Source organism: Acidovorax sacchari (assembly GCF_042847045.1).
In the GTDB taxonomy this organism is placed as follows: domain Bacteria; phylum Pseudomonadota; class Gammaproteobacteria; order Burkholderiales; family Burkholderiaceae_C; genus Paracidovorax; species Paracidovorax sacchari.
On the sequence record NZ_AP035783.1, the window covers coordinates 292417 to 318691 of the forward strand.

The 26275-nt window shown below is 67.1% G+C and carries 24 protein-coding genes, 1 CRISPR repeat array and 1 riboswitch (1 of these 26 cut by a window edge); of the genes, 13 read left to right on the plus strand and 11 right to left on the minus strand.

From position 1 onward, the window contains the following. Window positions 1–24: 24 nt before the first annotated feature. Entirely contained in the window at window positions 25–258 is a 234-nt protein-coding gene (locus ACGHC0_RS01345) for a hypothetical protein (RefSeq protein ID WP_368353682.1), read from the minus strand. A 151-nt stretch (window positions 259–409) separates the two neighbouring features. Between ACGHC0_RS01345 and ACGHC0_RS01350 the strand changes: the two genes are divergently transcribed. Continuing rightward, window positions 410–1777 carry a PLP-dependent aminotransferase family protein gene (locus tag ACGHC0_RS01350; protein ID WP_415267224.1) on the plus strand — a complete coding sequence of 456 codons (1368 nt, stop codon included), beginning with the start codon at window positions 410–412 and terminating at the stop codon, window positions 1775–1777. Here ACGHC0_RS01350 and ACGHC0_RS01355 read toward each other — a convergent pair. After that, window positions 1707–2678: a LysR family transcriptional regulator gene (locus ACGHC0_RS01355; protein WP_415267225.1), complete on the minus strand. Its 972-nt coding sequence runs from the start codon at window positions 2676–2678 to the stop codon at window positions 1707–1709. The two genes, ACGHC0_RS01350 and ACGHC0_RS01355, sit on opposite strands and share 71 nt — an antisense overlap. A 112-nt stretch (window positions 2679–2790) precedes the next feature. Here ACGHC0_RS01355 and ACGHC0_RS01360 point away from each other — a divergent pair, with 112 nt between their 5' ends. Beyond that, a complete protein-coding gene (locus ACGHC0_RS01360; RefSeq protein ID WP_415267226.1) occupies window positions 2791–4176 on the plus strand; it encodes an MFS transporter in 1386 nt (461 codons plus the stop codon). A gap of 95 nt (window positions 4177–4271) precedes the next feature. Here the strand turns inward: ACGHC0_RS01360 and ACGHC0_RS01365 are convergent, their stop codons facing one another. Further along, window positions 4272–5063, minus strand: coding sequence for a class I SAM-dependent methyltransferase (locus ACGHC0_RS01365; protein WP_415267227.1), 792 nt, complete (start codon window positions 5061–5063; stop codon window positions 4272–4274). Between the two features lie 461 nt (window positions 5064–5524). Here ACGHC0_RS01365 and ACGHC0_RS01370 point away from each other — a divergent pair, with 461 nt between their 5' ends. From ACGHC0_RS01370 to ACGHC0_RS01380, 3 genes are all read left to right on the plus strand, one after another. Further along, the gene (locus ACGHC0_RS01370; protein ID WP_415267228.1) at window positions 5525–6172 is read left to right on the plus strand and encodes a DUF4145 domain-containing protein; all 648 of its coding nucleotides are present in this window, start codon (window positions 5525–5527) and stop codon (window positions 6170–6172) included. Window positions 6173–6393: 221 nt separating this feature from the next. After that, on the plus strand, window positions 6394–6792 hold the full coding sequence (locus tag ACGHC0_RS01375) for a hypothetical protein (protein ID WP_415267229.1): 399 nt from the start codon (window positions 6394–6396) through the stop codon (window positions 6790–6792). Window positions 6793–6998: 206 nt separating this feature from the next. Continuing rightward, window positions 6999–7577 (plus strand): hypothetical protein, encoded by a 579-nt coding sequence (locus tag ACGHC0_RS01380; RefSeq protein WP_415267230.1) that lies wholly within the window; start codon window positions 6999–7001, stop codon window positions 7575–7577. Between the two features lie 259 nt (window positions 7578–7836). Here the strand turns inward: ACGHC0_RS01380 and ACGHC0_RS01385 are convergent, their stop codons facing one another. Further along, a complete protein-coding gene (locus ACGHC0_RS01385; protein WP_415267231.1) occupies window positions 7837–8817 on the minus strand; it encodes a GlxA family transcriptional regulator in 981 nt (326 codons plus the stop codon). A gap of 98 nt (window positions 8818–8915) precedes the next feature. Here ACGHC0_RS01385 and ACGHC0_RS01390 point away from each other — a divergent pair, with 98 nt between their 5' ends. Next, complete coding sequence (locus ACGHC0_RS01390) at window positions 8916–9374, plus strand: tautomerase (protein ID WP_415267232.1); 459 nt, start codon at window positions 8916–8918, stop codon at window positions 9372–9374. 6 nt (window positions 9375–9380) lie between these two features. Here ACGHC0_RS01390 and ACGHC0_RS01395 read toward each other — a convergent pair whose 3' ends face one another. Next, window positions 9381–10307: a LysR family transcriptional regulator gene (locus ACGHC0_RS01395; RefSeq protein ID WP_415268376.1), complete on the minus strand. Its 927-nt coding sequence runs from the start codon at window positions 10305–10307 to the stop codon at window positions 9381–9383. A gap of 163 nt (window positions 10308–10470) precedes the next feature. Between ACGHC0_RS01395 and ACGHC0_RS01400 the strand changes: the two genes are divergently transcribed. Both ACGHC0_RS01400 and ACGHC0_RS01405 read left to right on the plus strand, forming a co-directional pair. Beyond that, a complete protein-coding gene (locus ACGHC0_RS01400; protein ID WP_107128360.1) occupies window positions 10471–11388 on the plus strand; it encodes an amino acid ABC transporter substrate-binding protein in 918 nt (305 codons plus the stop codon). Continuing rightward, complete coding sequence (locus ACGHC0_RS01405; RefSeq protein ID WP_415267233.1) at window positions 11388–12773, plus strand: aminotransferase class V-fold PLP-dependent enzyme; 1386 nt, start codon at window positions 11388–11390, stop codon at window positions 12771–12773. Before ACGHC0_RS01400 ends, ACGHC0_RS01405 begins: the two co-directional genes overlap by 1 nt. A gap of 14 nt (window positions 12774–12787) precedes the next feature. Here ACGHC0_RS01405 and ACGHC0_RS01410 read toward each other — a convergent pair whose 3' ends face one another. Genes ACGHC0_RS01410 through ACGHC0_RS01435 form a run of 6 tightly spaced genes read right to left on the minus strand, consistent with a single transcriptional unit; the run spans window position 12788 to window position 17038 of the window. Beyond that, window positions 12788–13303, minus strand: coding sequence for an ureidoglycolate lyase (locus ACGHC0_RS01410; protein WP_415267234.1), 516 nt, complete (start codon window positions 13301–13303; stop codon window positions 12788–12790). Continuing rightward, window positions 13300–14037: an amino acid ABC transporter ATP-binding protein gene (locus ACGHC0_RS01415; protein ID WP_107128364.1), complete on the minus strand. Its 738-nt coding sequence runs from the start codon at window positions 14035–14037 to the stop codon at window positions 13300–13302. The genes ACGHC0_RS01410 and ACGHC0_RS01415 overlap by 4 nt, the downstream gene beginning before the upstream one ends. After that, the gene (locus ACGHC0_RS01420) at window positions 14024–14677 is read right to left on the minus strand and encodes an amino acid ABC transporter permease (RefSeq protein ID WP_107128365.1); all 654 of its coding nucleotides are present in this window, start codon (window positions 14675–14677) and stop codon (window positions 14024–14026) included. The genes ACGHC0_RS01415 and ACGHC0_RS01420 overlap by 14 nt, the downstream gene beginning before the upstream one ends. Further along, window positions 14674–15393 carry an amino acid ABC transporter permease gene (locus ACGHC0_RS01425; protein ID WP_107128366.1) on the minus strand — a complete coding sequence of 240 codons (720 nt, stop codon included), beginning with the start codon at window positions 15391–15393 and terminating at the stop codon, window positions 14674–14676. Before ACGHC0_RS01425 ends, ACGHC0_RS01420 begins: the two co-directional genes overlap by 4 nt. Window positions 15394–15449: 56 nt before the next feature. After that, window positions 15450–16274: a transporter substrate-binding domain-containing protein gene (locus ACGHC0_RS01430; RefSeq protein WP_368353690.1), complete on the minus strand. Its 825-nt coding sequence runs from the start codon at window positions 16272–16274 to the stop codon at window positions 15450–15452. Further along, window positions 16271–17038, minus strand: coding sequence for a FadR/GntR family transcriptional regulator (locus ACGHC0_RS01435; RefSeq protein WP_368353691.1), 768 nt, complete (start codon window positions 17036–17038; stop codon window positions 16271–16273). The genes ACGHC0_RS01430 and ACGHC0_RS01435 overlap by 4 nt, the downstream gene beginning before the upstream one ends. 247 nt (window positions 17039–17285) lie before the next feature. Here ACGHC0_RS01435 and ACGHC0_RS01440 point away from each other — a divergent pair, with 247 nt between their 5' ends. From ACGHC0_RS01440 to cas2, 5 genes are all read left to right on the plus strand, one after another. Beyond that, the gene (locus ACGHC0_RS01440; protein ID WP_368355567.1) at window positions 17286–18053 is read left to right on the plus strand and encodes a hypothetical protein; all 768 of its coding nucleotides are present in this window, start codon (window positions 17286–17288) and stop codon (window positions 18051–18053) included. A 53-nt stretch (window positions 18054–18106) separates the two neighbouring features. After that, window positions 18107–18221, plus strand: a riboswitch (S-adenosyl-L-homocysteine riboswitch). Between the two features lie 56 nt (window positions 18222–18277). Beyond that, on the plus strand, window positions 18278–20974 hold the full coding sequence (metH, locus tag ACGHC0_RS01445) for a methionine synthase (protein WP_415267235.1): 2697 nt from the start codon (window positions 18278–18280) through the stop codon (window positions 20972–20974). Window positions 20975–21135: 161 nt separating this feature from the next. Further along, complete coding sequence (gene cas9 / locus ACGHC0_RS01450) at window positions 21136–24273, plus strand: type II CRISPR RNA-guided endonuclease Cas9 (RefSeq protein WP_415267236.1); 3138 nt, start codon at window positions 21136–21138, stop codon at window positions 24271–24273. Between the two features lie 6 nt (window positions 24274–24279). Next, window positions 24280–25209 (plus strand): type II CRISPR-associated endonuclease Cas1, encoded by a 930-nt coding sequence (gene cas1 / locus ACGHC0_RS01455; protein WP_415267237.1) that lies wholly within the window; start codon window positions 24280–24282, stop codon window positions 25207–25209. Between the two features lie 38 nt (window positions 25210–25247). Further along, the gene (gene cas2, locus ACGHC0_RS01460) at window positions 25248–25574 is read left to right on the plus strand and encodes a CRISPR-associated endonuclease Cas2 (RefSeq protein ID WP_415267238.1); all 327 of its coding nucleotides are present in this window, start codon (window positions 25248–25250) and stop codon (window positions 25572–25574) included. Between the two features lie 71 nt (window positions 25575–25645). After that, window positions 25646–26275: a CRISPR direct-repeat array (repeat unit 36 nt; unit sequence AGTCTAGATCACTGGGATATGCGCACTGGCCGGAAC); it runs 1385 nt beyond the window's last position.

A 26275-nucleotide genomic window follows, 5' to 3' on the forward strand; every position in this document is an offset into this window, starting at 1 on the left:
GCAGCGGCCGCCCGGTCCCGGCCATCACGGCAGGCTCAGGTCCATCCCGAGATGCCTGGCCAGCGCGAACGTCAACCACAGCACGACCGCCAGCGCCAGCAGGAAGGCGGCACCGAGCTTGCAGGTGGTCAGCAGCAGCGCGCGCCTGTCCATCTTCTTCCCGCTCTGGTCGTAATGCCACTTGATGGCGAAGAACATGCACGTGCCGAACACGAGCACCTTGAACACAATGAAGACTACGGGGATCCAATCGATCATCTGGGGAGCTTCCTGGCGGGTGGCCTGACACGGTGCATGGGGGAAGGCGGCAAAGCGAGAATGCAGGGCTGCCGCCGCCACCCGCTCCGGGAGATGGTACGCAGAAGCAATATCCATACATCCACGGCCCACGCTGCCATTCATCCCAGCCATGCAAGACGACGACGCGCCCCTCTGGCTGCCGCGACTGGCCGCGCAGGGCGGGCCCCGCTTCCTGCAGATCGCGGATGCCCTGCAGGCCGCGGTAGAGGACGGATCGCTGGCCCCGGGCGACCGCCTGCCGCCGCAGCGCCTGCTGGCGGCACGGCTGGGCGTCGATCTCACGACTGTCACGCGCGCCTACGACGAAGCCCGGCGCCGCCACCTGCTGGAGGGGCGCGGCGCGCGCGGCACCTATGTCGCGGCGCCGAAAGTCGCATCGACCCCGACCCTCGACCTCAGCATGAACATCCCGCCACCGCCGGAGGGCGTGGACTTTGGCGACCTGTTGAGGCAAGGCGTGTCCCAGGTCCTGATGCGGGCGGACGCCGGATTGCTGATGACCTACCACCCGGGCGGCGGCAGCGAGGCCGACCGCGAGGCGGGGGCCCGATGGATCGCACCGATGCTGGGCGATGTGGAGGCCGGGCAGGTCGTCGTCTGTCCCGGTGCGCAGGCGGCCATCGCCGCGCTGATCCTGGCGCTCACGGAGCCGGGCGATGCGATCTTCGTGGAGCCCGCAACCTATCCCGGCGTGTTGGCCGCAGCCGCTCAGTTCGGCCGGCGCCTCGTGGCGGTGGAAGCGGACGGGCAGGGCATGGTGCCCGAGGCGCTGGAGCAGGCGTGCCGCCAGCACCGGGCCGGGCTGGTGTATCTCAACCCCACGCTGCAGAACCCGACCGCCATCACCATGCCGGAGCACCGGCGCAAGGCACTGGCCGGCATCGCGCGGCGCTGCAGGCTGCGCATCATCGAGGACGATCCCTACTGGCTCCTGGCCGATGCCCCGCCACCACCCATCGCCACGTTCGCTCCGGAACGGGTGACCTACCTCTCGACGCTGTCGAAATGCCTGACGCCCGGCCTGCGCGTCGCCTTCGTCCTGATGCGGGATCCGCAGGAGCGCGAACGCTTCCTGGCCGCGCTCAGGGCCTTCGCGCTGATGGCTGCGCCCTTGACGGCCGCAGTGGCCACGCAGTGGATCCTCGACGGGTCGGCCGCCGGATTGATGGAAGGCGTGCGCAAGGAAGCGCGCCTGCGCCACCGGATGGCGGGGGACCTTCTGGCGGGGCGGTACAGCGGGGCCGGGGACGGCCTGCATGTGTGGCTGGAGTTGCCGGGGTATTGGAGTTCTGCAGAGCTGGCGCAGGCCACCCGGAGCGAGGGCATTGCCGTCATGCCGGCGGAAGCGTTTGCGCCGGATGGTGCAACCGTGCATGCCAATGCCATCCGGATCTCTCTGGGCGGCATCAGGGACCGCGGGCGCCTGCAGGCGGGGCTCCGGAAGCTGTCTGATCTGTTGGCGCGGCGGCCCGGGTAGAGCGCTGCTTTCCGCCCGCGCACACCTCCCGCACGCATTCGCGAAGCCATCGATGCCCCGCGTCCGCATGCATCCGCGGATGCCAGATCAGCGACACGGTGAAGTCCGGCAGGTCGAATGGCAGCGCGAATGTCTTCAGTCCCACGCGCAGCCGGGCCGTGTGCGCCTCGGGCACCGTCGCCACCAGGTCGGTGTCGCGCGCGAGCGCCAGCGCGCCGGTAAAGCTGTCCACTGCCGTCACCACGCGGCGCGAGAGGCCCAGCAACTCCAGCGCGCCGTCCACGATGCCGCGGCGCCCGGGCCGGCGCTCCACCACGACGTGGCCGGCCTGCGCATAGCGCGCGGGAGTCACGCGTCCGCGCGCAAGTGCATGGCCCGCATGCACCACGCCCACGAAGCGGTCGCGCAACAGCGCCTGCACGCGCATCTCGGGGCCGGTGGACTGGCCGACGACACCGATCTCGAGATCGACGCTGCCGTCGCGCAGCGGCGTGTTGTCCTTGTCGGGCTTGGGCGCGAAGCGCAGGCTGACGCCGGGCGCCTCGGCCGCCACGCGGGCGATCAGCGCGGCGCCGAAGTTCTCGACAAAGCCGTCGCGCGTGCGCAGCGTGAACGTCCGCTCCAGCCGGGCAGGATCCAGGCCTTCTGCGGGCCGCAGCAGTGCCTCGGCCTCGCGCAGCGCCGGGCCCGTCCGTTCGCGCAATTCGATCGCGCGCGGCGTGGGCACCAGGCCGCGGCCGGCGCGCACCAGCAGCGGGTCTCCGGTGGTCTCGCGCAGGCGCGCGAGCGAGCGGCTCATGGCCGACGCGCTCAGGCCCAGGCGGAGCGCGGCGCGCGCCACATTGCCTTCGGCAAGCAGCACATCGAGCGTCACGAGCAGGTTGAGGTCGGGTCGCGTCATGCCGCGATCTTGGCATGACATGGCGTCTCATGCAGCTATTCAATGCAATCCATGCGTCTTCCGCCAGGTCTCGTTCGTCCCTACGCTGCGGGAAAAACTCCGGAAAGATGCCATGAACGACAACCGACCCGCGCTCGCCGCCCTGTGCCTGACGATGCTGATGCCCTCGCTGGACACCAGCATCGCCAATGCCAGCCTGCCCGTGCTCGCCCAGGCCCTCGGGGCATCGTTCGCGCAGGTGCAGTGGGTGGTGCTGGCCTACCTGCTCACCATCACTGCCCTGATCGTCGGTGCCGGCCGGCTCGGCGACCTGCTCGGGCGCGGGCGGCTGCTCGTCGCCGGTGTCGCACTGTTCACTGTCGCCTCGCTGCTGTGCGGGCTTGCGCCGACGCTCGCCACGCTGGCGGCAGCGCGCGTGCTGCAGGGCCTGGGCGCCGCGGCGATGCTGGCGCTGACCGTCGCGCTCGTCGGCGAGACGATGCCGCGCGAACGCACCGGCGCGGCGATGGGCCTGCTCGGCACGATGTCGGCCATCGGCACGACGCTCGGCCCGTCGCTGGGCGGCCTGCTCACCACGGCCCTGGGCTGGCGCGCGATCTTCCTCGTCAACGTGCCGATCGGCCTCCTCAACCTGTGGCTGGCGAGCCGGCACCTGCCGATGGCGCGCCCTGCCGCCGCAGGCACCGGGCCGCGCTTCGACATTCCCGGCACCGTGTTGCTGGCCGGCACGCTCGCTGCCTACGCGATCGCGACGACGGTCGGCCGCGGCCATGCGCTCGCGTGGATGGCCGTCGCGCTGGCCGGCGGGCTCGCGTTCGTGGCGGTGGAGGCGTGTGCCGCCGCGCCGCTGGTGCGGCTCTCGATGTTCCGCGACGCGGCGCTGTGCGCGGGCCTCGCGACGACGGCGCTGGTGGCGACCGTGATCGCCACCACGCTCGTGGTCGGCCCGTTCTACCTCTCCCGCGCGCTGGCCTTGCCAGCGGGCATCGTGGGCGTCGTGCTGTCGTGCGGCCCGATGGTGTCTGCGCTGGCGGGGGCGCCGGCGGGGCGCGTCGTGGACCGCGTCGGCGCCTCTCGAGTGGTGGTTTTCGGCCTCGCCGCGATGGTTGCAGGCACCCTGCTGCTGGCGCTGCTGCCATCGGGCCTGGGCGTGGCGGGTTGGCTCGCCGGCATCGTGGTGACGACGGTGGGCTACGCGAGCTTCCAGGCCGCCAACAACACCGCGCTGATGCATGGCGCCGCCGCAGCGCAGCGCGGTCTTGTCTCCGGACTGCTGAGCCTCGCGCGCAACCTCGGCCTCGTCACCGGCGTGGCGGCCCTGGGCGCGGTGTTTGCAGCAGCATCGTCGTCGGCCGATGTCGCGAGCGCGGGCGGGGCTGCCGTCGCGCGGGGCATGCACATCACCTTCGCAGTGGACGCCGGGCTGATGGCCATCGCGCTCGCCATCGCGCTGGCCGGAGCGTGGCTGCGCAGGGTCGCTCCTCTGGCAAAGGCGTGACAGAGCGGCGCGATGCGTGAGCCATCGTGCAGCGGAACGGCCCTTGCGACGGGGCGGTGCCGACGGCCCGCTGGCCGGTATGCTCGACGCTGCCCTTATGCCCTCTTCACTGCCCGAGTCGCCATGAACGTCGGCATGACGTTCTCCACCACGAACCGCGGATGCGGCTGCCAGTCTTCATGGAACCCCGTCAGGACGAACCCCGCATCCAGCTGCCCGCCGATCTGGTCGGCGAGCGTGTGGCCGAAGACCACGGCCTCGCCCCGGCCCTGCTTGTCCGCCAGGGCTTCGGGCGGCAGGTGCTCCACGTCGGAATAGGGCAGTCGCCATACCGGCTTCACCAGGCCCTGGGCGCGCAGTGCCGGGTCCCGGTCGCCGATGAACACCACCGGGTTCCAGAAGCTCGACAGCAGCGTGCCGCCGGGCACGAGCACGCGCGCGCACTCCCGCCACACGGGTCGCACATCCGGCACGTAGAGGTTGGAGATGGGGTGGAAGATGAGGTCGAAGCTGCCATCGGCGAACACGCCCAGGTCCCGCATGTCGCCCTGCACGCAGCGCAGGTCCAGCCGCTCCCGCTCGGCCACGGCCCGGTCCTGCGCAAGCTGGCCGGCAGAGGCGTCGTACACCGTCACCTCGGCGCCCGCCGCCGCGAGGAGGGGGGCCTGCTGGCCACCTCCGGCGGCGAGGCAGAGGATGCGCAGGCCGGCGACCTGCTCCAGCCATCCCGCGGGCAGCGGGCCCGGCGTGAGGTGGACCTGCCAGCGCCCGGCGCGCGCTTCGGCGATGGCTTCAGGGCCGACCGGGGCGGACCATTCGCAGCCCTGCGCGGCCTGGCGGTCCCAGGCGGCCTGGTTGTGGGCGAGGATGTCGATGGGATGGTTCATGGTTTTTGGGGAGAGTAGCGCCGCATTCCCGCTGCCGATCATTGTCGCCCTTGGCTTGGCGTACCACGACCACCCCACGGCCAAAACGCGGTAGAGGAAAACCTTCGATTTCCAGCCGCCCCATGTCTCGTGGATGCCGCAAGCCGTGCCATTTCACGAACATGCGCACCGATTGCACGCAGGCCTGCTCGTGCGCAGGCTATAGTGTTTGTAACGAATTCGCTCACGGACCTGATCCAGCAACCGTGCGGCGCTTAGCACAGGAGGGGGAGGTGGGGTTCATGGCTGAATTTGGAGCTGTATTTTTGTACAGATTGCTCGCCTTCAATCTAGGCTGCAGCCCCTTTCCGCGTTTTTTTTCGCGCCAATTTAGACCGCAAGCGCCAGATATGGCCTGCGGCTTAGTGCGGTCTACATTAAGTTGGGCGCTTATGCAATCGAAACTCGTGGAGTATTATTAAATGACGAAGGTCAATCACGTACCACCGATATTAAAAAAACAAGCCTTCAACTGCACTCGCTGCGGGGTGTACGCAAAACAAAATTGGTACTACATGTCCGGCTCAACCGAAAGCAATGGCTATGGCGGCATGTACCAGAACAAGGCGTTTCTTGTATCTCGCTGCGAAGCTTGCGGCGAGCCCACCATCTGGCACGGTGACGTGATGATCTATCCGCTGCACTCTACCGTTGAGCCGCCTAGTGCTGACCTACCTCAAGATATTCAAGACGACTACGAAGAGGCTCGACTAATTGCCAATTTCTCACCTCGCGGCGCAGCAGCACTACTTCGTCTAGCTGTTCAAAAGCTCTGCCAGCATCTGGGGCAGCCGGGAAAAAATATTAATACTGACGTGGCATCGCTAGTCGCAAAGGGACTCCCCCCAAGTGTTCAAGAGGCTCTTGATAGTGTTCGGGTTATTGGCAATGAAGCAGTTCACCCTGGCTCTATCGACCTTCGGGACGACCGAGAAACGGTCATTAAGCTTTTTAGACTGGTCAACTTCATCGCGGCAAAGATGATTACGGAGCCAAAGGAAATTGCTGACCTCTACAACGGTCTTCCGGCTGACAAACTTGCAGGTATCGCAAAACGCGATGGACGCTAGATTGAGCCTTCCATGACTAGCGTTAAATCCAAATGCAGCGCCTAACTGGGCGGTCAAGCGGACGCCAACAAAGTCCATGGCTTCGCCATTTTCATGAGCTTTGTTGGTGCCGTCCACTCGCTGCGCTCTTCCCGGCGCCGCTTACCTTGGGCGTTAGGCCGCGGGTTCGCCCTTAAGCGCAGGGGCGCTATGTAAAATTAAATTCTTAAGGAGATAGAGGATTGAGAAACTGGCAAGTTCAGCTGGGATTCTGGGGCGGCATCGCATGGATCGGTTCGTTCCAGGCCGGCGATTTCCTCGCAAAACAGGGCTACACGATGGCGTCAAGCGCCATATTTGGCTACACGATGGGATTCATTACAATTTTTTCCGGGCATATCTTCTGGAGTCGAGTGGTTCAAGGAAAATGGTCCGAATTACTCGGAGTCAGTTGGCTGACACGGATTTTCTCAGCACTTCCGCTTGGCGTCATATTTTTATACGGCATTCTGGGTTTTTGCATTGGAGTTTTCCACTCAAATCATTGGTCTTACAGTCTCGCCTTTGCATTTGGCGGACTAGTAGTGAATCAGGGCTTGATGCCCCTCATTGATAGTCTTGACACCCCAAGCAGGCCTTAAGCTTTAGGGCTTTCGAGCTGATTGAGCTGCGTGACGAGGAGTCGCTGGAATGAGCGCGCTGAGCAAGCTCGATCTAACTAGTCGGTCAAGCGGACGCCAACACAGTCCATGCCTTCGGCATTTTCATGGCCTGTATTGGTGCCCTACGCACCTTTGATGCACCGGCGCCGCTTACCTTGGGCGTTAGGCCTCAGAGAAGAAATACCATGGACGCCAGTACCTCACTCCTAATAACCGCCATTTCGGCGGCTGTTGCCGCACTAAGCGCTTTAGTTGGTGTTTGGAACTTTCAACGTGAGCAGTTGAATCAAAAGATCACAACAGCCAAATGGCGAAGAGAGTATTTCTCTGACCTGTTGAGGTGGTCGGATGATGCAATGCATCTGCTCTCGGAAGCATTTCATTTGTGCGAACTTGATCCAAAGCGAATGGAGGCAGGTGAGTACTTTGAGCTTCGCCACAAGCTGCGGGTAGAGCTATCTGCCCAAATTGACAGGGGGCGCTGGTTCTTCCCCAACTACATGACAGAACAATACGGACAACACAAACACGAGGCGTTCCAAGGCTATCGCCATGCCGTACTCGACGGTCTGGTTCACACATATCAAGAAGTAAGCAAGCTTGATTATTCCGATGCAACCAAGAACGGCCCTCGTCGAATGGCTATTGAGCAAGCAAAAAGACTGTTCACGAGCGAAATACAAAAAGTTCTCGACCCACGAACCCGAGATGAAGAGTTCAGAAAACTCACATCTGCCGTCACTGATTCGCGGTTTCGCACATGAAGCTCAATACCAAAAAATATCCGTGGCCTAACATTACGGTCAAGCCGACGCCAACACTGACCATGGCTTCGCCATTTTATTGGCGAGTGTTGGTACCCTGCACTCGCTTCGCTCCTTCCGGCGCGGCTTACCTTGGGCGTTGAGCGCCCGCTTTCATCTGCCATCACCGACTGCCTCTGGCCGATAACAGCCCTGATCACGTGTAAGCCACGCAAAATCGCTCCACGGGAAGCGACTCCTCACCCTTGATCAGCAAGCATCATCGCCAGCCCGCCCCACTACGAAAAGCACTGGGATTGGCCCCCGCCCCCCGGCGCATCAGCCGCCGCAATGCCGTAGCGTCGATATACCCCACCTCCTGAGCGACCTGGTCCACCGGCATCCGGCTGTTCTCGATCAGCAGGCGCGCCCGGTTCAGGCGGACGGCCTGGACCAGGGCCAGCGGGCTCTGGCCGGTGGCGGCGCGCACGTGGCGCGCCAGCGTACGGGACGACATGGCGAAGGCCTCCGCCAGTTCGCCGACGCTGGGGGGATGGGGCAGCGCCGATTCGATGAACGCGGTCAGGCGCCCGATCAGCTCGTTGCCGCCGGCCAGCATGGCCGGCACCATGAAGCGCGACTGGGCCTGCCTGCCGTCGACCAGCAGCACCTTGCCCACCGCGTCGGCCAGGGCGGCGGAGAAGCGCGCGCGGATGAGGTGCAGCATGAGATCGGTCTGCGCGAAGGCCGCCCCGGCCGTGGTCACCGGGCCGTCGCTGACCACCATGCGGTCGGCGTCCACCGTGCAGTCGGGCTGGAGCCGGCGCAGCTCCGGCGCCAGCCACCACGACGTGGTGGCGCGGCGTTCGCGCAGCAGGCCCGCGGCCTGCAGCAGGAACACGGCGGAACAGGAGGCCGCCACCGTGCCGCCGGCGGCGACGTGCCGGGCCAGGCGCACGGCGGCCTGGTGGGCTGCCGGGCCGGACAGGCGGGCTGCGACGTCGCCGGGGCCGTCCACGCCCAGCCCCGGCACGACCCAGGTGGACGGATCGGCTGGCGCGCGCACGGGCATGCGCGTGGTGGCGATGCCCAGCCCACCGGAAAGCTGCACGGCCCCGCCACCGGGCGACACGACGCGCCAGCGCGGAGGCGGCAGCTTGCAGCGCGGCGCCAGCGCCGCGGCGGCCTGGAGCATGTCCTGCGTGAGCGCGACGCTGGCGGCATACGCGCCAGGCAGCACGAGAAGGGTGAAGTCGTGCATGGCAGATTTCGCTGGAAAGATGTCGAAATCGACACTCGCAGTCTAGCGGCGGGCAGAGTGCAATGGCGGGTCTTCCTCACCCTTTGCAATGAGCCACCATGCCCCACATCATTGTTCGCATTCCCAAGGACTCCTACCCCGGCGAGGCGCGCGCTGCGCTCGTGCGCAGCATCAACGACGCTGCCGCGCTGGCCGAGCAGATTCCGGCAGACCCGCGCAAGCGCATGCTGTGCTGGGTGCTGATCGACGAAGCCGCCTCCGGCGCCTGGACCTGCGGCGGCGCCGACCTCACCGCGCAGCTGCTGCCCTGCGTGGCCTGGGTCTATCTGCCCGCAGGTGTGCTGGATGACGCCGCGCGGGCCTTGTACGTGCAGGCGCTGCACCAGGCGTTCCAGCAATCGATGCCGGCACAGGACACGCGTCGACTGGCCAGTTCGGTGGTTTTGCAGGAAGTCGCCGATGGCACATGGGGCGTCAATGGGGCGATATGGAAGCTGCCGCAGTTCGCGGAGGCGGCGGGCTTCGCCCATCTGCAGGGACTGGTGAACGCCGGCTGACCCGCGTCACGAGGAGCCGGCATCGCCGCCGGCCTGAAACACACGCGTGAAGTCACAACACGACTGCGCCAGCATGATCACCGACGCCACCAGGGCGCTGCGCTGGTCCCCGCGCACCATCGCCACATAGGGCACGGGCGGCAGCGGTGGCTGCACCTCGATCTCGGCCAGCATGCCGGCGGCGACCAGGGGGGCGAGGCAGTGGCGGGGCAGGTAGCTCACGCCCAGGCCGGAGATGGTGAGGCCGGCCAGCGCGATCAGGTTGCTGACCACCAGGGTGTCCGCGGGCTCCACGCCGCGCTCGCGCATCCAGCCGTCGTAGATGCGGCCGGTGCCGGAGGCATTGCCCTGCACCAGCAGGCGGTGGGCGGCCAGGTCGTGCAGGCGCACGGGGCGGCCGGGGGCGGGGGGCTGCACGAGGCCGGGGCGGCACATCCAGGCGCTCTCGACCTGGCCCACGGGCTTGGCGGGCAGGCGGCTGTCGGCGAAGGCGTCGGGCACGATGACGAGGTCCAGCGCGTCGGCCAGCAACTTGTCGCGCAGGGGCACGCTGCCGTCCACGTCGGGCTCCAGCGTGACCTTGGGGTAGTGCGCGCGCACCAGCCCCACCAGGCGCGGCAGCCAGGTCATGGCCGTGAGCTCCGTCACGCCGATGCGCAGGCGCCGTTCGATCACCCCGGGCTTGCCGAACTGCTCCACCGCCGCATCGCGCTCGCGCAGCAGCTTGCGTGCCAGCATGAACATCTCCTCGCCCTTTTCCGTCAGGCGCGCGCTGCGCTGGCTGCGGTCGAACAGCGCGGTGTCGAAGATCTGCTCCAGCTCGTGCACCCGCTTGGAGATGGCGGACTGCGTGGTGTGCAGCTTGCGGGCGGCCGGCGCGAAGCCGCCGAGCTGGCCGATCCAGTACAGGGCTTCCAGTTGCTTGAAGGTCATCATGGCGGGTGTCGATTCATCGCTTTTGTTCATGCGATTCGAGCACAAAAAATCGCTTTTCGAGAAATGACACGACTCTCACAATGGGCTGCATCCCGGCCGTGGCGCTGACGCCCGCGGCTTTTTCTCCGTCCGCAGCCGCCTTCATCCAGGAGTGCCCGCCATGACTTCCCGCCGCCTTTTCTCGTCCTCGTCCCTGGCCGCCGTGCTGGGCGCCTGCCTGCTGGCCCACGGCGCCGCCGCCAGCGCGCAGGAGATCGACACGCTGGCACGCATCAAGCAGACCGGGGTGATCCACATCGGCAGCCGCGACAGCTCGATCCCGTTCTCGTACAGCCCCAAGGGCAGCGGCGACCCGGTAGGCTTCTCCAACGACATCTGCCTGAAGATCGTCGATGCGGTGAAGGCCAAGCTGGGCCTGCCGGCGCTGCGCGTGCAGTACACGCTGCTCAATTCGCTCAACCGCATCCCGCTGATGCAGAACGGCACGGTGGACCTGGACTGCGCCACCACGACCAATTCCGTGGTGCGCCAGCAGATGGTCTCCTTCGCGCCCAGCCATTTCGTGGCGGGCATCACCGTGGCGGTGAAGAAGAACTCGGGCATCAACTCCCTCTCGGATCTCGCGGGCAAGACGGTGGCCACCGTGGCCGGCAGCACCTCGGTGCAACTGCTGCGCACCTACAAGCGGGCCGAGGCGCTGGACGTGCGCGAACTGAGCGGCAAGGACACGGCCGACGCCTTCCTGCTGCTGGCCAACGGCCGGGCCGACGCCTATGTGCTGGACGACGTGCAACTGGCAGGCCTCATCGCCTCCTCGCCCAATCCGGGCGAATACCGCATGCTGCGCGACGTGGTGCTGCGCCAGGAACCCTACGGCATCATGTTCCGCAAGAACGATCCGCAGTTCGAGGCGCTGGTGGACGAGACCGTCACCCAGCTCATGAAGAGCGGCGAGATGGAGCGCCTCTACGCCCGCTGGTTCACCCAGCCGATCCCGCCCAACAACGTGAACCTGAACTTCCCGATGACGGACGCCGTGCGCGAGGCCTACCGCAACCCCAGCAAGAAGGGCGTGTGATGGCCGGCCACGACGCGATTTCGGCCCGCTACCCGCAGGGCCTGCTGTTCCCGGAGGCGGTGATGCGCGAGGTGCGCGGCCGCTTCCTGCAGGTGGACCACGACCATGCAGGGCGCCCGCGGCTGTATTTCGACAACGCGGGCGGCTCCTTCCGCCTGAAGGCGGCGGTGGAGCGCTTCGCGCAGATCGACGCCGTGCCCGACAACACCGAGCGCATCCACCCCGTGGCGCGCGAACTGCAGGGCATCCAGGCCACGGGCACCGACGACCTGCGCATGATGCTCAATGCCGAGGGCGGCAGCGTGCATGCCGCGCTCACCGCATCGGGCGCCATGTTCGAGATGGTGCGCGCCATCGCGCTGAACGTGCCGGGCACCAACATGGTCACCACGGTGCTGGAGCACCCCTCGTCCTACGACGCCATGGAGCGCTATGCGCGCGAGACCGGCCGCGAACTGCGCGTGGCGCCCAGCAACCCGGCCACGGGCGGGGTGGACGTGGACGCCGTCGTGCGGCTGGTGGACGAGGGCACGACGCTGCTCAACGTGATCTACGCCTCCAACATCTCCGGCGCCAAGCTGGACCTGGAGCGCATCGTGGCCGCGGCGCGTGCCGTGAAGCCCGACCTCTACATCGTGGTGGATGCCGTGCAGCACGCGCCGCATGGCCTGATCGACCTGCAGAAGACGCCGGTGGACGGCATCAACATCGCACCCTACAAGTTCTTCGGCTGCCGGGGCTCCGGCCTGGCCTGGCTGTCGGATCGCGCTGCCGCGCTGCCGCACCACAAGCTCTCGGCCAAGCCGGAGGGCTTCTGGGACCTGGGCAGCTCCTCGCCCTGGCAGTTCGCGGTGGTGACCGAGATCGCCGACTACGTCTGCTGGCTGGGCTGCCAGGCCCTGAAGGAACTGCCGGAACTGGCCGCCGCGCTGGACGCGGGCGCCGATGCCGGCGAGCGGCCGCGCCGGGCCCTGTTCGCGGCCGGCATCGAACGCATCATGCTGCACGAGCGGGCCCTGCTGGCGCGCCTGCTGGACGGCGACGGCGGCGCCCGCCACGGCCTGCGCGGCATGCCTGGCGTGCAGGTGTTCCTGGACCACCCGGACCTCACCCTGCGCGACCTCATCATCGCCATCGGCATCGACGGCGTGGACTGCACCCAGGCCGTGCACGAATACGGACTGCGCGGCGTGACGGTCTATGAGCGCAGCGTGGCGAGCCTGTATTCGCGGCGCATGCTCGAATCCTTCGGGCTGAAGGGCGCGGTGCGCGTGTCGCCGCTGCACTGCAACACGGTGCAGGAGGTGGATGCGTTCCTGCGGGTGACGGAGGACATCGTGCGGGTGCATGCCTCGTCCGCTGCCCGCGAGGCCGCGGTCCTGTAGCGCAGCGTTCCGCCCTACAGCCTGCAGTCCACGCCCCACGCGTGGATGGGGACCACATCGCAATCCACCTCCGCCGCGATGCGGTCGGCCACCAGCCAGGGGCCGGCCTGCAGCGACAGCAGCGGGTGGTGCCACACGCCCGGGGCCAGTTGCAGCCCCTGCCGGCCGTCGGTGACGAAGGCGCGCAGATGCCCAGGGCCCAGCGCTTCGGGTGCGATGGCCGCATCGGCCACCACGGCCACCAGCTGCAGCGCGGCGCCGAAGGGCGCGAAGGACTGGCTGCCCAGCCGGTGCCGCTCCATCAGCGTGAGCCGCGCCGGCAGCGCGGTGGCGGCGGCATCGAACAGGCTGAAGGCCACAGCGCCGGGCCCGGCGGCGAAGGGCCGGGCCAGGTCGTGGTGGCGCATGCAGCGGCCATCGTTGATGGGGATCTGCCGGGTGCCGCTGCCGCCCAGCGCGATCACCTGGCCGTAGGGCGCGAAGGCTTCGGCGGTGAGGGGCTGCACCGGCAGCACCACTCCCCCGCTCATTGCACCGCGCCGATGAAGCCGGCCAGTTCCGGCGTGCGCGGCTGGGCGAACAATTCCCTGGCAGGCCCGCATTCGTGCACGCGGCCCTGGTGCATGAACACCAGCTGGTCGCCCACGTCGCGGGCGAAGCGCATTTCGTGGGTGACCATGATGAGCGTCATGCCCTCGGTGGCCAGCTGCTTGACCACGGCGAGCACCTCGTTGACCAGCTCCGGGTCCAGCGCGGAGGTGATCTCGTCGCACAGCAGCACCTTGGGCTGCATGGCCAGGGCGCGGGCGATGGCCACGCGCTGCTGCTGGCCGCCGCTGAGCTGGTCGGGGTAGGCGTCGTATTTCTCGGCCAGGCCCACCTTGGCGAGCATCTCGCGGGCGAGCTGCCGGGCCTCGGCCTTCTTCGTGCCCTTGACCACCACGGGCGAGAGCGCCACGTTCTCCCCCGCCGTGAGGTGCGGGAACAGGTTGAACTGCTGGAACACCATGCCCACGTTCAGGCGCAGTGCGCGCAGCTGCGCGGCCGTGGCCTGCGCCCCCTTGAGCACGGCGTCATCGACGACGATCTGGCCGTCGTTGATCGATTCCAGCCCGTTGATGGAGCGCAGCAGCGTGCTCTTGCCCGAGCCGCTGCGGCCGATGATGGCCACGACCTGGCCGCTTTCGACGCGCAGGTCCACGCCCTTGAGCACATGGTTGTCGCCGTAGTACTTGTGCACGGCGCAGACGTCAACGAGCGGCATAGAGTTTCTTCTCCAGGTGGGATGCACAGGCGGACAGCGGCCAGCACAGCAGGAAGTAGCCGGCGGCGACGAGCCCGTAGATGAGGAAGGGCTGGAAGGTGGCGTTGGCCAGCATCGAGCCGAGCTTGGTGAGGTCCTCGAAGCCGATGATCGAGGCCACGGCCGTGCCCTTGACGATCTGCACCGAGAAACCCACGGTGGGCGCGATGGCCAGGCGCACGGCCTGCGGCAGCACCACGTGGCGCATCTGCTGGAAGTAGCCCATGGCGAGGCTGGACGACGCCTCCCACTGCCCGCGGGGGATGGCCTGCACGCAGCCGCGCCAGACTTCGGCCAGGTAGGCGCTGGTGTAGAGCGTGAGGCCGATGGCGGCGGCCGTCCAGGGCGATACGTCGAAGCCCGCCATCGACGCGCCGAAGAACACCAGGAACATCTGCATGAGCAGCGGCGTGTTCTGGAAGACCTGGATATAGGTGCGGCTCACGCGCTGCAGGCCGGAGTGCCGGCCCACGCGGGCGAACAGCACCACCAGGCCGGCCGCGCCGCCCAGCGCGAAAGCCATGAGCGACAGCAGCAGGGTGGCCCAGAGGCCTTCGGCCAGCTTGAGCAGGATGGGCAGCAGGGGAATGTCGGCGATCATGCGGCGTCTCCGGCCGGCGCGGCGGCGGGGCGGGGCGTGGACGTGGCCGGCGCGCGGCGCGCCACGATGACGTGCTGCCCGATCCAGGCCAGCGCCTGGCGCAGCAGCAGGGCCAGCGCGAAGTAAAGCGCCGTCACCACGATATAGGTCTCGAACGCGCGGAAATTGCGCGACTGGATGAAATTGGCGGCGAAGGTCAGGTCCTGCGCCGCGATCTGCGACACCACCGAGGTGCCCAGCATCACGATGACGATCTGGCTGCTGAGCGCGGGCCACACTTTCTGCAGCGCGGGCCGCAGCACCACGTGCCGGAAGCAGGCCCAGCGGCCCATGCCCAGCGCGCTCGCGGCCTCCAGCTGGCCGCGCGGCGTTTCCTGGATGCCGGCCCGCACAATCTCCGTGAGGTAGGCGCCCAGGTTGACCACGGTGGTCAGCAGGCAGGCCTGCCATTCATTGAGCTGCAGGCCCAGCGACGGCAGGCCGAAGAACACGAACATCAGCTGCACCAGGAAGGGCGTGTTGCGGATCGCCTCCACATACAGCTTGAACAGCCAGTTCAGCGGCGCGATGCGCCACGCGCGGCAGACGCCGCCGGCCACGCCGATCACGCCGCCCAGCACGGCACCGGCCGTCGTCAGCCCCAGCGTGAAGGCGGCGCCCTGCGCCAGCTGGCCGCTGTAGTCGAAGACGGCGCCGAAGTCGAATGCATATGCCATGGAGGAGGTCTCTTCCGGTCAACGTGGCCTGGTGCGGACGGTGCGGTCCCGGCCGCTTACAGCGTGGCGGGCAGCGGCATCTTCATCCAGCGCTGCGACATGTCGTTCAGGCGGCCGTCGGACTTGGCCTTGGTGATGATCGCGTCCACCTTCTGCAGCAGCGCGTCCTCGCCCTTGGCGACACCCACGTAGCAGGGCGTGTCTTCCACGGCGAACTTGGCATCCAGCTGGCGCAGCCTGGTGCGCTCGTTCACGGCGTTGGCGACGATGTTGCCCAGCGTCACCAACTGCACCTGGCCGGTCAGGTAGCTCTGCGCCGTGGCGTTGTTGTCTTCATAGCGCTTGATGGTGGCCGACGCGGGAGCCAGCTTGGTCAGCGACAGGTCTTCGGTGGAGCCGCGCGTCACGCCGATGGTCTTGCCCGCCAGGTCGGCCGGGCCCTTGATGACGGCCTCCTTGGGGCCATAGACGCTCTTGGGGAAGGGCGCGTAGGCCTGGGTGAAGTCGATCACCTTGGCGCGCTCGGCGTTCTTGCCGAGGCTGGAGATCACCAGGTCGGCCTTGCCGGTGGTCAGGTAGGGGATGCGGTTGGTGCTGGTGACGGGCACCAGTTCGACCTTCACGCCCAGTTCCTTGGCCACCAGGTTGGCCATGTCGATGTCATAGCCCTGCAGCTTCAGGTCGGTGCCCAGCGAGCCGAAGGGCGGGAAGTCCTGCGGGATGGCCACGCGGACCACGCCGGCCTTCTGGATGTTGGCCAGCACGTCGGCACGGGCGGACGCCGCGCCGCCCAGGGCTGCGGCCGCGAAGGCGGTGGCGGCCAGCAGGGCGCGGAGGGCGCCGCGGCGGGCGGTCGGGGGGGTGATGGCGGTGCGGGTCATTGGAAAACTCCTTCAGGGAAAGGGGGAGAGGGGGGAACGAGGCGAAAGGAAACCGGTGCGCCGGCCGCGGGGGGCTCCGGCGCACCCATGTCGATGCCGCCGCGGCGCGCCGCCGACAGCAGGTGGGCGTGCATGGCCTGGGCGCTGGCCGCGGCATCGCCCGCGCGCAGCGCCTGCACGATGGCGTCGTGCTCGCGCGCGGGCTCGTCGTCGGCGCCCGTGCGGGCGAACGGCAGGCGCAGGCTGTGGGCGATGGCCGGCTCCAGCTGCCGCGCCATGGCGATCAGGCCGGGGTTGCCCGACAGCTGTGCCAGCAGCAGGTGGAAATGCAGGTCCGCCTCGGCGGCGCTCAGCAGGTCGTTGCGCCGCAGCGCTTCGGACTGCTGCTGTTGCAGCCACTGCAACTGGTGGTGCGCGCCCGCATCGGCGCGGCCGGCGGCCAGGGCCGTCCATCCGGGCTCCAGCACCAGCCGCAGCTCGATCAGCTGGCGCGGCGAAAGGGTGCCCATTTCGGGGGTGGCGAAGGCACGGTGCGTGCGCTCGCCGCTGGCATGCGGGCCCCGCACCATCACGCCCCGGCCGGGCAGGATGTCCACCAGCCCCAGCGTCTCCAGCACCGACAGTGCCTCGCGCAGCGAGGCCCGGCTGATGCCCAGGCGCTGCGCCAGTTCGCGCTGCGCGGGCAGCGGGCTGCCGCTGGCGTAGTGGCCGCTCAGGATCTGCTGCTGCAGCGTTTGCGCGACGGAGGAAGGAATGCTGTGCATGGGCTTGGTGGATCGGTGGCCTGACAGGTCAGACCAGTGCGCAGGTCAAAGCGATTTGCATGCCAGACTCAAAAACAGGAGCATGAAAGCATTGCCTGGAAAGGAAAATTCCCGGGAGAGCCGGCCAGCTTCCGCGGCAGGGCGGTGCCCGGCGCGCCGCACACCGTCCGGGGGGCGCCTGCATTTGGTGCGCTGCAGCACGGCGCCGGGCAGAAGGCGCCCGGCGCCTGCCCATAATCCGGACGTGATGAAGACGGCCGACCTCCCTCTTTCCCGCCGCTGCCTGCTGGGGCAGGGCTGTGCGCTGGCCGGCGCGCTGCTGGCCGGATGCGGAACGCCGGCCCACACCGAGCGCGGCGAGGTGCAGGCCGCCGACATCGAGCCCACCGAGCTGGCGCAGTCCGACGTGAACCGCATGGCCACGCTGGGCATGCGCGCCAACCTGGACAGCCTCTACCTGCTGATGGACAAGCTCTACCGCCGCAACCCGGCCGAGTGGCGCAAGGGCCAGGCACCGGACCAGCTGCCGGGCCGCATCCTGGCCGGGCAGCGCGTGCGCGACGCCATCGAGCAGCGCCAGCCCTGGGCGCCGCTGCAGGGGCGCCGCGACATCGCCGCGCTGGCCTTCTCGCTCAGCCCCGAGTTCACGGGCGACCGGGTGGCCGCGGTCATCCACGCCACGGCCGACATGATCGTCACCGCCCATGGCGGCAAGACCCGCTTCTTCCTGGTCGACGGGCTGGACGCGCAGCACCTCTACAACGCCGCGCGCAACGTGGAGATCGCCGTCTGGCTCATCGCCCAGCGGCAGGGCCCGGACGGCCGGCCGCTGCTGCTGGCCGACGAGATCGGCCCGGGCGTGCGCAACGTGAGCTTCGAGCGCGAGTTCGGCAAGATCATCGCGCGGCTCGACCTGCTGGCCGCCGTGGTGGCCGAGAAGTACCGCCGCGCCGCCATCAGCTACGTGCAGAACCTGGTGGGCGGCACCTTCCTGCAGTTCCTGCCGGTGCGCTAGGCGAAGGGGCCTCCCCCGGTCGCGCGCCGCCGTCCCCGTTTAAAATCCGCCCGCCCTCCGAGGAGCGTTGCAGCGGCCCGTCCGCCGGCGTCGGTCACGACCGCCGCGGGCGCGCCGTCAGGCTCGGAGCCCGTGCCGAAGATTCGATGCCAACGACGCTCACCTGTCCTTTCCCACCGTCCGCGCAGGTGAGCCCCATGTCCGCCCCCCATTCCCTTCCTCCCATGAAGCTCTCCGGCCTGGAGCCGGTCTCCATCGGCGAGGGCACGCTGTTCGTCAACATCGGCGAGCGCACCAACGTGACGGGCTCCAAGGCCTTCGCGCGCATGATCCTCAACGGCCAGTACGAAGAGGCCCTGGCCGTGGCGCGCCAGCAGGTGGAAAACGGCGCCCAGGTCATCGACATCAACATGGACGAGGCCATGCTCGACAGCAAGGCCGCCATGGTGCGCTTCCTGCAACTCATCGCCTCCGAGCCCGACATCGCCCGCGTGCCCATCATGGTGGATTCCTCCAAGTGGGAGGTGATCGAGGCCGGGCTGCGCTGCATCCAGGGCAAGGGCATCGTCAACTCCATCAGCATGAAAGAGGGCGTGGAGAAGTTCAAGCACGAGGCGCGCCTCGTCAAGCGCTACGGCGCCGCCGCCGTGGTCATGGCCTTCGACGAGGTGGGGCAGGCCGACACCTACGCGCGCAAGATCGAGATCTGCGAGCGCGCCTACCGCGTGCTGGTCGATGAAGTGGGCTTCCCGCCCGAGGACATCATCTTCGATCCCAACATCTTCGCGGTGGCCACGGGCATCGAGGAGCACAACAACTACGCGGTGGATTTCATCGAGGCCACGCGCTGGATCAAGCAGAACCTGCCGGGCGCCAAGGTCTCGGGCGGCGTCTCCAACGTCTCCTTCAGCTTCCGCGGCAACGACCCGGTGCGCGAGGCCATCCACACCGTGTTCCTCTACCACGCCATCAAGGCGGGCATGGACATGGGCATCGTCAACGCCGGCATGGTGGGCGTCTATGACGACCTGGAGCCCACCCTGCGCGAGCGGGTGGAAGACGTGGTGCTCAACCGCCGGCCCGATGCGGGCGAACGCCTGGTCGAGATCGCCGAGACCGCCAAGAGCGGCGCCAAGGACGAAAGCAGGAAGCTCGAATGGCGCAACGCCCCGGTGCGCGAGCGGCTGGCCCACGCGCTGGTGCACGGCATCACCGACTTCATCGTGCAAGACACGGAAGAGGCCTACCGGGAGATCCTGGCCGGCGGCGGCCGCCCGCTGCACGTGATCGAAGGCCCGCTCATGGACGGCATGAACATCGTGGGCGACCTGTTCGGCGCCGGCAAGATGTTCCTGCCCCAGGTGGTCAAGAGCGCGCGCGTGATGAAGTCCGCCGTGGCCCACCTGATTCCCTACATCGAGGAAGAAAAGCGCCAGGACGAACTCGCCGGCCGCGACGTGCGCAGCAAGGGCAAGATCGTCATCGCCACCGTGAAGGGCGACGTGCACGACATCGGCAAGAACATCGTCACCGTGGTCCTGCAGTGCAACAACTTCGAGGTGGTGAACATGGGCGTGATGGTCCCGTGCCACGAGATCCTGGCCAAGGCCAAGGTCGAGGGCGCGGACATCGTGGGCCTCTCGGGCCTCATCACGCCCAGCCTGGAAGAGATGCAGTACGTGGCCGGCGAGATGCAGAAGGACGAGCACTTTCGCGTCAAGAAGATCCCGCTGCTGATCGGGGGCGCCACCTGCTCGCGCGTGCACACCGCCGTCAAGATCGCGCCGCATTACGAAGGGCCCGTCGTCTACGTGCCCGACGCCTCGCGCAGCGTGAGCGTGGCGCAGAGCCTGCTGGGCGATGGCGCGCAGAGCTATGTCGAAGAGCTGAACGCCGACTACGACAAGGTGCGCCAGCAGCACGCCAACAGGAAGCAGACGCCGATGTGGCCGCTGGCCAAGGCGCGCGCCAATCGCACGCCGGTCAACTTCAGCACCTACCGGCCGCAGCCGCCCCGCCTGCTGGGCCGCCGCGTGTTCAAGAACTTCGACCTGGGCGATCTGGCCAAGTACATCGACTGGGGCCCCTTCTTCCAGACCTGGGACCTGGCCGGCCCGTACCCCGCCATCCTCGACGACGAGGTGGTGGGCGAGCAGGCCCGCCGCGTCTTCGCCGACGGCCAGGCCATGCTCAGGAAGGTCATCGAAGGCCGCTGGCTCAGCGCGAGCGGCGTGCTCGCCCTCTACCCCGCCAACAGCGTGGGCGACGACATCGAGTTCTACACCGACGAGACCCGCACCGAGGTCGCCATGACCTGGTACGGCCTGCGCCAGCAGACCGAAAAGCAGGTGATCGACGGCGTGATGCGCCCCAGCCGGTGCCTGGCCGACTTCGTCGCGCCCAAGGAAAGCGGCATCGCCGACTACGCCGGCCTCTTCGCCGTGACGGCCGGCCTGGGCGTGGAGAAGAAGGAGCAAGCCTTCATCGACGCGCTGGACGACTACTCCGCCATCATGCTCAAGGGCCTGGCCGACCGCCTCGCCGAAGCCTTCGCCGAATGCCTGCACCAGCGCGTGCGCACCGACCTCTGGGGCTACGCCGCCGGCGAGGCCCTGAGCAATGAAGACATGATCGCCGAGAAGTACCAGGGCATCCGCCCCGCGCCCGGCTACCCCGCCTGCCCGGACCACAGCGCCAAGACCGACCTCTTCCGCGTGCTGCAGTGCGAGGAGATCGGCATGGGCCTGACGGAAAGCCTGGCCATGACCCCCGCCGCCAGCGTGAGCGGCTTCTACATCGGCCACCCCGAGAGCACGTACTTCAACGTCGGCAAGATCGGCGAGGACCAGCTACACGACATGGCCGAGCGGCGCGGCATGGACGAGAAGGTGCTGGAGCGGCTGCTGGCGCCGAATCTCTGATTTCCCGACGCTGGAAAGACGAAGGCCCCGCATGCGGGGCCTTCCATTTGGTGCATCTTTCAGCTTGTTAGCGTCCAGAGCGCATATCCCAGTGATCTGAGTGTTTGCGAATTTACCCGAATCCGCTACAAACGGCAAACAGCAGAGCAGAGGGGGAACGCATGCAGAAAGAAAAACCGCTGGCCTATCGCCTGGCATTGGACCTGGGCTCCACATCGCTGGGCTGGGCCGTGCTTCGTTTGAGCGCGCCGGGTGAGCCTTCGGCCATCGTCAGGGCAGGCTCGCGCATCTTCAGCGATGGCCGCAATCCCAAGGACGGGTCGTCCCTGGCCGTCACCCGCCGCGCGGCACGCGCCATGCGAAGGCGGCGCGACCGGCTCCTCAAGCGCAAGGCCCGCATGCTGGCGGCGCTGGAACGGCATGGCTTCTTCCCGCAGGACGAGGCAGCCCGCAAGGCACTGGAAAAGCTGAATCCCTACGGGCTGCGCGCCGAAGGCCTGGAGTCCGCGCTCAAGCCGGAAGAATTCGGCCGCGCGCTGTTCCACCTGAACCAGCGCCGGGGCTTCCAGAGCAACCGCAAGACCGACCGCAAGGACAGCGACAGCGGTGCGCTCAAGCAGGCCATCGGCACGCTGCGGGCGCAGATGCACGAATCCGGCTGCCGCACGGTGGGCGAATGGTTCTGGAAAGTGCGCATGGAGCAAAAGCCCGAAGGCGTAAAAGGCCAGGGGGTGCGCGCCCGCTACCGCGAAACGCCTTTCACCACCGACGAGGGCAAGAAGCGCATCGACAAGCGCTACGACCTGTATGTCGATCGCGCCATGGTGGCGCATGAGTTCGATGCGCTGTGGGCCGCGCAAGCGGCCTTCGCCCCCGAACTGTTCAATGAGACCGCACGCGCCGAACTGCGCGACATCCTGCTGCACCAGCGCAAGCTGCGGCCCGTGAAGCCCGGCCGCTGCACGCTGGTGCCCGAGGAGCCCCGCGCCCTGCTGGCGCTGCCGAGCACGCAGCGCTTCCGCATCTACCAGGAAGTGAATCACCTGCGCGTGCTGCATGACGAGTTGCGCGAAGAGGCGCTGACCCTGGCGCAGCGCGACCAGATCGTGGCACTGCTGGAGAAGCAGGCCAAGGTGACTTTCACCGCCATGCGCAAGGCGCTGGGCTTTTCGGCCCTCTTCAACCTGGAAGACGCCAAGCGCGATGGCCTCAAGGGCAATGCCACCGCGGCGGTGCTGGGCAAGAAGGACTTGTTCGGCCCGCTGTGGGCCGGATTCGACACTGCGCTGCAGGACGAGATCGTCACGCAGCTGATGACCGAGGAAAGCGAGCCGCGCCTGATCGCCTGGCTGCAGGAGCGCACAGGCGTGGATGAGACGCGGGCGCAGGCCATCGCCAATGCCGGCCTGCCGGAAGGCTATGGCAGCCTGGGCCGTACGGCGCTGGCCCGCATTGTTCCGGAGCTGCAGCGCGATGTCATCACCTACGACAAGGCCGTGCAGGCGGCCGGCTTTGCGCATCACAGCGACCTGGGCTTCAGCTTCGAGCACGATGCGGACGAAGTGGAACGCATCGGCGAGCGCACCATTGCCTCCACCGGGGAGATCAAGCCCGTCTTCGCCTTCAAGCAGTTGCCCTACTACGGCCGCGCGTTGCAGCGCCATGTAGCGTTTGCCAAGGACAACCCGCGCAACGACGAAGAGCGCTACGGCAAGATCGCCAACCCCACCGTCCACATCGGCCTGAACCAGGTGCGCGTGGTAGTCAACGCGCTGATGCGCCGCTATGGCCGGCCGGTCGAAGTGGTGATCGAGCTGGCGCGCGACCTCAAGCAGAGTCGCGAGCAGAAGCTGGAAGCGCAGCAGCGGCAGGCGGACAACCAGAAGCGCAACGTGCGCATCCGCCGCTCCATCGCCGAGGTGCTGGGCATCAGCGAAGAACGGGTGCGAACGCTGGACATCCAGAAATGGATCCTGTGGGAAGAGCTGAGCCACGATGCGGCCGACCGCCGCTGCCCCTACAGCGGCGTACAGATCAGCGCGAGCATGCTGCTGGGCGAGCGCGTGGAAATCGAGCACATCCTGCCGTTCTCGATGACCCTGGACGACAGCCTGAACAACCGCACGGTGGCCCTGCGCGAAGCCAACCGCATCAAGCGCAACCGCACGCCGTGGGAGGCCCGCGCCGACTTCGAAGCGCAGGGCTGGAGCTATGACGGCATACTGCAGCGCGCCGAGCGCATGCCGCTGCGCAAGCGCTACCGCTTCGCGCCCGACGGCTACGAACGCTGGCTGGGCGAGGACAAGGACTTCCTGGCCCGTGCGCTCAACGACACGCGCTATCTGTCGCGCGTGGCGGCGGAATACCTGCGGCTGGTGTGCCCCGGCAGCGCCACGCGGGTGATCCCAGGTCAGATGACGGCGCTACTGCGCGGCAAGTTCGGCCTGAACGACGTGCTGGGCCTGGACGGCGAGAAGAACCGCAACGACCACCGCCACCATGCGGTGGATGCCTGCGTGATTGGCGTGACCGACCAGCGCATGATGCAGCGCTTCGCCCAGGCCAACGCGCGGGCGCGTGAAGATGGTTTGACACGCCTGGTCGAAGACATGCCGCTGCCCTGGCCCACCTACCGCGCCCATGTGGAGCGCGCCGTGCGCCACATCTGGGTCAGCCACAAGCCCGACCACGGCTTCGAAGGCGCCATGATGGAGGAGACCAGCTACGGCATCCTGCGCGACGGCAGCATCAAGCAGCGCCGCAAGGTCGACGGCAGCGCGGGGCGCGAGATCAGCAACCTGATCCGCATCGCCGAGCCCCGCCAACCCATGCGTCATGGCGTCGATGCCGAAGGCCGGCCGCTGCCCTACAAGGGCTATGTGGGCGGCAGCAACTACTGCATCGAGATCACCATCAACGACAAGGGCAGGTGGGAAGGGCAGGTGATCTCCACCTTCGATGCGTATCGCATCGTGCGGGAAGGCGGCCTACAGCAGTTGCGGCATCCAACCCAAGGCCAGAATGGGCGGGCATTGGCCATGCGGCTGGTGATTGGCGATAGCGTGCGGCTGGAGGTAGGTGAGCAAGAGCGTGTCATGCGCATCGTGAATATCAATGGCAACAATGGCCAGGTATTCATGGCCCCCGTACACGAGGCGAATGTGGATGCCCGCAACAGAGACAAGCAAGATGCGTTTGTCTACACATCCAAGATCGCGGGCTCGTTCCAGAAAGCCAAGGCCCGCCAAGTCGCCATCTCCCCCATTGGCGAACTCCGCGATCCGGGGTTCAAGGGCTGACGCACCATGGTCGGCCGCATCGTCGAAATCGCGGACGACCGGCGGCACCTCTTTGTGCACCGCGGATTTCTCGTCGTGCGCGACACCGAGGGAGAGCGCAAGGAGCTGGGCCAGATTCCCCTGGATGACATCGCAGCCGTCATCGCCAACGCCCACGGCCTGAGCTACACCAACAATCTGCTGGTGGCCCTGGCCGAGCGCGGGGCGCCGTTCGTGCTCTGCGGCGCCAATCACAATGCCGTAGGCATGCTGTTGTCCATCGACGGCCACCATGTGCAGGCCAAGCGCATCGAAGCGCAACTGGCCGCTGGCCTGCCCTTGCTCAAGCGCCTTTGGGCCACCGTGGTGAAGGCCAAGCTGGAACAGCAAGCCGCCGCGCTGGAGGCCGCAGGCGCCGCCACGGCACCGCTGCTGGCCCTGGTGGGCAAGGTGCGCAGCGGCGATCCCGAGAACATCGAAGGGCAGGGGGCCAGGCGCTACTGGAACCTGCTGTTCGGCACGGACTTCCGGCGTGACCAGGACGGCGAGGGCCTGAATGCCCTGCTCAACTACGGCTACACCGTGCTGCGCTCCGCCACTGCCCGGGCCGTGGTGGCTGCCGGCCTGCATCCCAGCCTCGGCCTGCACCACAGCAACGACGCCAACCCGATGCGGCTGGTGGACGATCTGATGGAGCCCTTCCGACCGGTGGTGGATCTCAAGGTGTGGCAACTGTATCGGGCGGGCGAAGCCCATGTCACGCCCGAGACCAAGCGCGCCCTGGTGCGCGTGCTGTACGACGACATGCAGACCCTGCAGGGCGTGACACCCGTCATGGTGTGCATGCAGCGCATGGCGACTTCACTGGCCCAGGTGTATTTGGGGGAACGGCTTCGACTCGATCTTCCCCTGCCCGGATTGCCGCTATCGCTGGCGGGCAGCTTCGATCCCGATTGAAGTGACGCTGAACGGACGCATGCGACAGGATTGCAACCATGCTGACGGGGTACCGACTGATGTGGATGGTGGTGATGTTCGATTTGCCCGTGATCACGAAGGCGGAACGCAAGGCGGCCACGGGGTTTCGCAATGCCTTGCTGGACGTGGGTTTCCAGATGAGCCAGTTCAGCGTCTACCTGCGCTTTTGCACCAGCCAGGCTCAGGTGGACACGCTCTGCCGACAGGTGGAGCACGCCTTGCCGGCCGGGGGTAAAGTGCATATCTTCCAGTTCACCGACAAGCAGTACGAACGGGCCATTTCCTTCCATGGCCGGAGCCGCCAGCCCGCGCAAAAAGCACCCGACCAGTTCGATCTTTTCTGACCAGACGCCATGTTTTCCTGGACCGCAGAAGCGAAAAACCCCTTGACGAATCAAGGGGTTATCGCGATCAGAGTCTAGATCACTGGGATATGCGCACTGGCCGGAACAGAAGCGGCCGGCTGACGCTCCCCCGCGTCAGTCTAGATCACTGGGATATGCGCACTGGCCGGAACACGACGCCTTCGTCGGCGATCAGCTGCTGCAGTCTAGATCACTGGGATATGCGCACTGGCCGGAACAGAGGATGGACCGTCACCGAAGACCGCTTCAGTCTAGATCACTGGGATATGCGCACTGGCCGGAACTGACCCGCCTGACCGGCGAAACGGACGTGTAGTCTAGATCACTGGGATATGCGCACTGGCCGGAACTCGCCGGGGGTGACGGTGGCGCAGGCTACAGTCTAGATCACTGGGATATGCGCACTGGCCGGAACCACGGCACAGCCTACGCAATCACCCGCAGCAGTCTAGATCACTGGGATATGCGCACTGGCCGGAACTCCTCACGCTGGAGGTGTACCAGCAGGTCGAGTCTAGATCACTGGGATATGCGCACTGGCCGGAACAGCAATGCCTATTCGCTCTACAACACCGGAAGTCTAGATCACTGGGATATGCGCACTGGCCGGAACGAACTCGTGCTGCGGTTGGAGCAAAGCAAGAGTCTAGATCACTGGGATATGCGCACTGGCCGGAACG

What these genes read in the sequence shown, in the direction of transcription:
- ACGHC0_RS01390 (WP_415267232.1), top strand. Translation starts at nt 8,916, where the DNA reads ATGCCCCACATCATTGTTCGCATTCCCAAGGACTCCTACCCCGGCGAG.
- ACGHC0_RS01380 (WP_415267230.1), top strand. Translation starts at nt 6,999, where the DNA reads ATGGACGCCAGTACCTCACTCCTAATAACCGCCATTTCGGCGGCTGTT.
- ACGHC0_RS01350 (WP_415267224.1), top strand. Translation starts at nt 410, where the DNA reads ATGCAAGACGACGACGCGCCCCTCTGGCTGCCGCGACTGGCCGCGCAG.
- ACGHC0_RS01410 (WP_415267234.1), bottom strand. Translation starts at nt 13,303, where the DNA reads ATGAGCGGGGGAGTGGTGCTGCCGGTGCAGCCCCTCACCGCCGAAGCC.
- ACGHC0_RS01355 (WP_415267225.1), bottom strand. Translation starts at nt 2,678, where the DNA reads ATGACGCGACCCGACCTCAACCTGCTCGTGACGCTCGATGTGCTGCTT.
- ACGHC0_RS01385 (WP_415267231.1), bottom strand. Translation starts at nt 8,817, where the DNA reads ATGCACGACTTCACCCTTCTCGTGCTGCCTGGCGCGTATGCCGCCAGC.
- ACGHC0_RS01415 (WP_107128364.1), bottom strand. Translation starts at nt 14,037, where the DNA reads ATGCCGCTCGTTGACGTCTGCGCCGTGCACAAGTACTACGGCGACAAC.
- ACGHC0_RS01365 (WP_415267227.1), bottom strand. Translation starts at nt 5,063, where the DNA reads ATGAACCATCCCATCGACATCCTCGCCCACAACCAGGCCGCCTGGGAC.
- metH (WP_415267235.1), top strand. Translation starts at nt 18,278, where the DNA reads ATGAAGCTCTCCGGCCTGGAGCCGGTCTCCATCGGCGAGGGCACGCTG.
- ACGHC0_RS01425 (WP_107128366.1), bottom strand. Translation starts at nt 15,393, where the DNA reads ATGGCATATGCATTCGACTTCGGCGCCGTCTTCGACTACAGCGGCCAG.
- ACGHC0_RS01360 (WP_415267226.1), top strand. Translation starts at nt 2,791, where the DNA reads ATGAACGACAACCGACCCGCGCTCGCCGCCCTGTGCCTGACGATGCTG.
- cas2 (WP_415267238.1), top strand. Translation starts at nt 25,248, where the DNA reads ATGCTGACGGGGTACCGACTGATGTGGATGGTGGTGATGTTCGATTTG.
- ACGHC0_RS01395 (WP_415268376.1), bottom strand. Translation starts at nt 10,307, where the DNA reads ATGACCTTCAAGCAACTGGAAGCCCTGTACTGGATCGGCCAGCTCGGC.
- ACGHC0_RS01435 (WP_368353691.1), bottom strand. Translation starts at nt 17,038, where the DNA reads ATGCACAGCATTCCTTCCTCCGTCGCGCAAACGCTGCAGCAGCAGATC.
- ACGHC0_RS01420 (WP_107128365.1), bottom strand. Translation starts at nt 14,677, where the DNA reads ATGATCGCCGACATTCCCCTGCTGCCCATCCTGCTCAAGCTGGCCGAA.
- cas9 (WP_415267236.1), top strand. Translation starts at nt 21,136, where the DNA reads ATGCAGAAAGAAAAACCGCTGGCCTATCGCCTGGCATTGGACCTGGGC.
- ACGHC0_RS01405 (WP_415267233.1), top strand. Translation starts at nt 11,388, where the DNA reads ATGGCCGGCCACGACGCGATTTCGGCCCGCTACCCGCAGGGCCTGCTG.
- cas1 (WP_415267237.1), top strand. Translation starts at nt 24,280, where the DNA reads ATGGTCGGCCGCATCGTCGAAATCGCGGACGACCGGCGGCACCTCTTT.
- ACGHC0_RS01370 (WP_415267228.1), top strand. Translation starts at nt 5,525, where the DNA reads ATGACGAAGGTCAATCACGTACCACCGATATTAAAAAAACAAGCCTTC.
- ACGHC0_RS01400 (WP_107128360.1), top strand. Translation starts at nt 10,471, where the DNA reads ATGACTTCCCGCCGCCTTTTCTCGTCCTCGTCCCTGGCCGCCGTGCTG.
- ACGHC0_RS01430 (WP_368353690.1), bottom strand. Translation starts at nt 16,274, where the DNA reads ATGACCCGCACCGCCATCACCCCCCCGACCGCCCGCCGCGGCGCCCTC.
- ACGHC0_RS01440 (WP_368355567.1), top strand. Translation starts at nt 17,286, where the DNA reads ATGAAGACGGCCGACCTCCCTCTTTCCCGCCGCTGCCTGCTGGGGCAG.
- ACGHC0_RS01345 (WP_368353682.1), bottom strand. Translation starts at nt 258, where the DNA reads ATGATCGATTGGATCCCCGTAGTCTTCATTGTGTTCAAGGTGCTCGTG.